The organism is Aeromonas sp. QDB18, assembly GCF_027705325.1.
Taxonomy (GTDB): domain Bacteria; phylum Pseudomonadota; class Gammaproteobacteria; order Enterobacterales; family Aeromonadaceae; genus Aeromonas; species Aeromonas caviae.
In genome coordinates this window covers 1-3141 of record NZ_JAPDBQ010000236.1, presented here as the reverse complement: position 1 = coordinate 3141, position 3141 = coordinate 1, and the positions used below count along the sequence as shown (strand labels likewise).

General features: G+C 46.5%; 3 protein-coding genes and 1 pseudogene. All 4 read right to left on the bottom strand.

Annotated elements, in window-relative coordinates; translation table 11 throughout:
* Positions 1–720: 720 nt before the first annotated feature.
* A pseudogene (locus OKC30_RS21575) lies at positions 721–996 on the bottom strand (hypothetical protein); the annotation flags it as partial.
* A 252-nt stretch (positions 997–1248) separates the two neighbouring features.
* Positions 1249–1587 carry a DUF4268 domain-containing protein gene (locus tag OKC30_RS20340; protein WP_202041856.1) on the bottom strand — a complete coding sequence of 113 codons (339 nt, stop codon included), beginning with the start codon at positions 1585–1587 and terminating at the stop codon, positions 1249–1251.
* Positions 1584–1805 carry a hypothetical protein gene (locus OKC30_RS20335; RefSeq protein WP_202041857.1) on the bottom strand — a complete coding sequence of 74 codons (222 nt, stop codon included), beginning with the start codon at positions 1803–1805 and terminating at the stop codon, positions 1584–1586. Before OKC30_RS20335 ends, OKC30_RS20340 begins: the two co-directional genes overlap by 4 nt.
* 230 nt (positions 1806–2035) lie before the next feature.
* Complete coding sequence (locus OKC30_RS20330) at positions 2036–2986, bottom strand: hypothetical protein (protein WP_270809784.1); 951 nt, start codon at positions 2984–2986, stop codon at positions 2036–2038.
* Positions 2987–3141: the final 155 nt, after the last annotated feature.

The following is a 3141-nucleotide window of genomic DNA, read 5'->3' as shown; positions in this document are numbered from 1 at the left end:
GGGCGTGCATCGAGAAGACAGATTATCCCATCCCGGCAGAACTGATGCCGTCAACCCCGTCCTGGTGAATAGATACTTAGTAATAAAGGTTTTACCCGTACCGGCATAACCGTTTAGCAAAAATACGTTTTGACTAGGATCTTTCAAAAAATCATTGACTTGTTTTACAATTTTTTCTTGACCAAGTGTTAGCGTCACGTCTTCAAAGCAGTCAAATATATCTATATTGCGGCGCGTCAGCTCCATATCCAAATCAAAACTTGAAGCCGATGAGATACTGGCGTGCTTAAACTCTTCTCGCTCTTCGCGCAGTTGATAACAGGGCATCGCAGACTGCGTTGCCACTAACTCTTTCTGCTTCTGCTCAAGTTCTATCTCGAGTAATGCTTGTTCTTTCTTAACATTCGAGATCGCGTCGTTTTTTGCAGTGAGTTCAGCCAACAATGCCGTTGTCTTTTGTTCAAATGTTTCTTGATTCGCGGCGAGCAACGCCTTTAGCTCAGACTCACGCGTTAACAGTTCTGCACGCTGAAGAGATAATTCCGCCTGCATACAAGATGCGATATCTACAGGTTCTGCCGGGTTGATAAACTCTGGTGGAGAAATGGTATGGTTTAGAATTGTCTGTGCATACCAACGCGCGACAAGAAAAGCCTCTTTAATCAACCAAAATGTTTCATTGATAGAAACATCTACCGTTCCAGTAATAGAATGAGCAGCCTTATTACCTTTATGGCGAATAACATCTAACTTAGCCCAAATACCGTGATCACCAACAACGCGTTTAAACTCATATTCACGTAAACGATTATATAAATCATCACGAACTGGAGGTATTAAGGACAAGCGGCTATACACATCGCCAACGATGATTTCAACCAAACACCGAAGCTTCACCAAGGCCGCTTGTCTATCGGTATGACAGTACAATTCAGCACTGGCGCCAAGTTTAGCAAGTTCGGGTTTAACGTCTTCAAGGAAACTAAAATTACTCATCTCGCACCTAACTTTATCTCGATGGATAATACTTTACCGGCAACGTAATGCTCATAGCCTGAATGCCCAGCTTTTCGATAATGGCCTGTTCCAGGCTGGCTGCATTAATGTTGTTAACCATCCCAACTCAATCCTCCATCACAACATCCCTGTCATTAACCTGCGTCTGCTTCAGTGTCTTATTCAATCTCTGCAGTGGTGCCTTAAGCGCTTTCTCCAGCGCATTAACATGCTCAATCTGCCACTCAACCATCACAGGCCAATTGTTTTGTCGTACCCATCCACCACCATTTCAAACTGTAACCGGCTCGACTTTTTATCTTCCAGCCTCAACCACGCCAGCGGCGCCCCAAACGCAGCCTCAATAGGGCCCTTTTGTGCATAGAGTGCATGGAGTGCATCGAACATGGCCTTGTTCTCATCCCTGTCCTGGCGGTTCATCTCAAACAGCACCCTGATCATCTTTTTGCCAAAGATCATGGTATAGGGGCAACCAGTGATCCCCGACCCCGTATTCAGCCAGTGTTCCTTGCTCGGGCTGACATTCCTGAATAACGCAATCGGGCTGGCCTTCATCGCCTCCAGGGTCATTTCCCAAAACTCAAGGCGTAATTTATGCCGGTTTTGCATTTCGCTTCTGTGATTTTCTCTTCGGCTTCTTTGGCTCTGATGCCAATCATCAACTCATTGGCTTCCGGGGTCGGAATAACCTGCTCCACGTTCAAAAACAGCTGTTCGGCAAACGCAAACGGCGTCACCCTGAAACACTCCGGCATTTTAACCTCACTAAATGACCAGGTGCGGATCATGTCAGGCCAGATCGATCTTGATATTGTCAAACTCTTCGGTCTTGGTCTGAGCCTTCAAAAACATGAGCCTTCAAAAACATGAGCAAGTCCAGCATCGCATTGTCACCTATGGAGGGTGAGAACAAGTACCCTCCACAACAAAACTGAAAATTTTAGTCGATTTAATTCAAATGCTTACAAAGGCGTATTTTTGTACTTGGTGACTTATTCGCACCTTCCCTAAACATGTCCTACCCTGACTTTCGCTCGGCATCCGCCATCATCTTCTTATCCAGTTTATCAATCCCTTTTAGCAGCATCCTGCCAATGAACCGGCTGGGACGCGACGCAAGCACTTTGTAGCCCATTTCAGCTGCACCCACAAGTGCACGGGCCGTTCCTTCAATTGCCACACCGGCACCTTCGAATGCAGCTTCGACAGGATCACCACCGTTTTCATATTGTTTCACGGCATGATTGATTCCCTGCAAGGTTGCAAAAAAACCTAGTCCACCGACACCGGACAGAATGGCATCGACCGCACCGTCACCTAAATCAACCACACTACCGCCCAGTGCTAAGTCAACTGCGTTGGTCAGTTCCTCATTGCTATAACCCGAATCAATCGCTCCAGTCTGATCTGCAACTTCCGAGGTAGCGATAACCGGAATGCCATCGTCAACACTATTGACATAACTTTCGCTGTCGGTAGCTTTTAACTGGAATGCAGTGCCATCGATAACAATATCAGTTCCAGGATGGTTGAAATGTTCAAAAAGAGCGCCGTCGGTATCGGCTGCAACCAACTGCTCAAAATAGGCACCTTTAGTCAGAGATACCAGACCAGCGAGGCTTTCAGTGGGCAGAAACAGGGTTTCCCACCAGATCTCGGCATCCGACATGCCATAAAAATTACCGTTAACGTCTCTCAAGGCGTCAAAAACATCTCCGGACCGGTCGAGATCAGACCAAACAGAAACAGGAACCGACATGGCAGAAAACAGCAATGCCTTCTTGAGTAAGTCATGCTCAATACCTTCGGTTCCGGCATGCGTTAGTATGTATTCGTCGGCCCTTCCCTTGGCTTCCACCACTCGTTTTACAGCCTTTGACTTTAGCGTAGAAAAATGACGATCCAGCTCCTGAAAATCATCTTTATGCCGCATAGTTATTTGGCTGTTAATGTGCGTCAGCCCATCCAATACTTTGTCCAGTTCCGAGAAGTCGGGACCGCCATCGTATTTGATCTTGTTCCACCAAGAAAAATGCTCATAAGCGGCTCATGTACAGAACCTTAAGCGGCAAGCGAATTAATAACACCGTCTAACGTGTTGTTTTGCTTGGATTTTCTCTGCCT

Coding starts and splice junctions, on each gene's coding strand:
- OKC30_RS20340 (WP_202041856.1), bottom strand. CDS start 1,587: ATGACCCTGGAGGCGATGAAGGCCAGCCCGATTGCGTTATTCAGGAAT.
- OKC30_RS20335 (WP_202041857.1), bottom strand. CDS start 1,805: ATGATCCGCACCTGGTCATTTAGTGAGGTTAAAATGCCGGAGTGTTTC.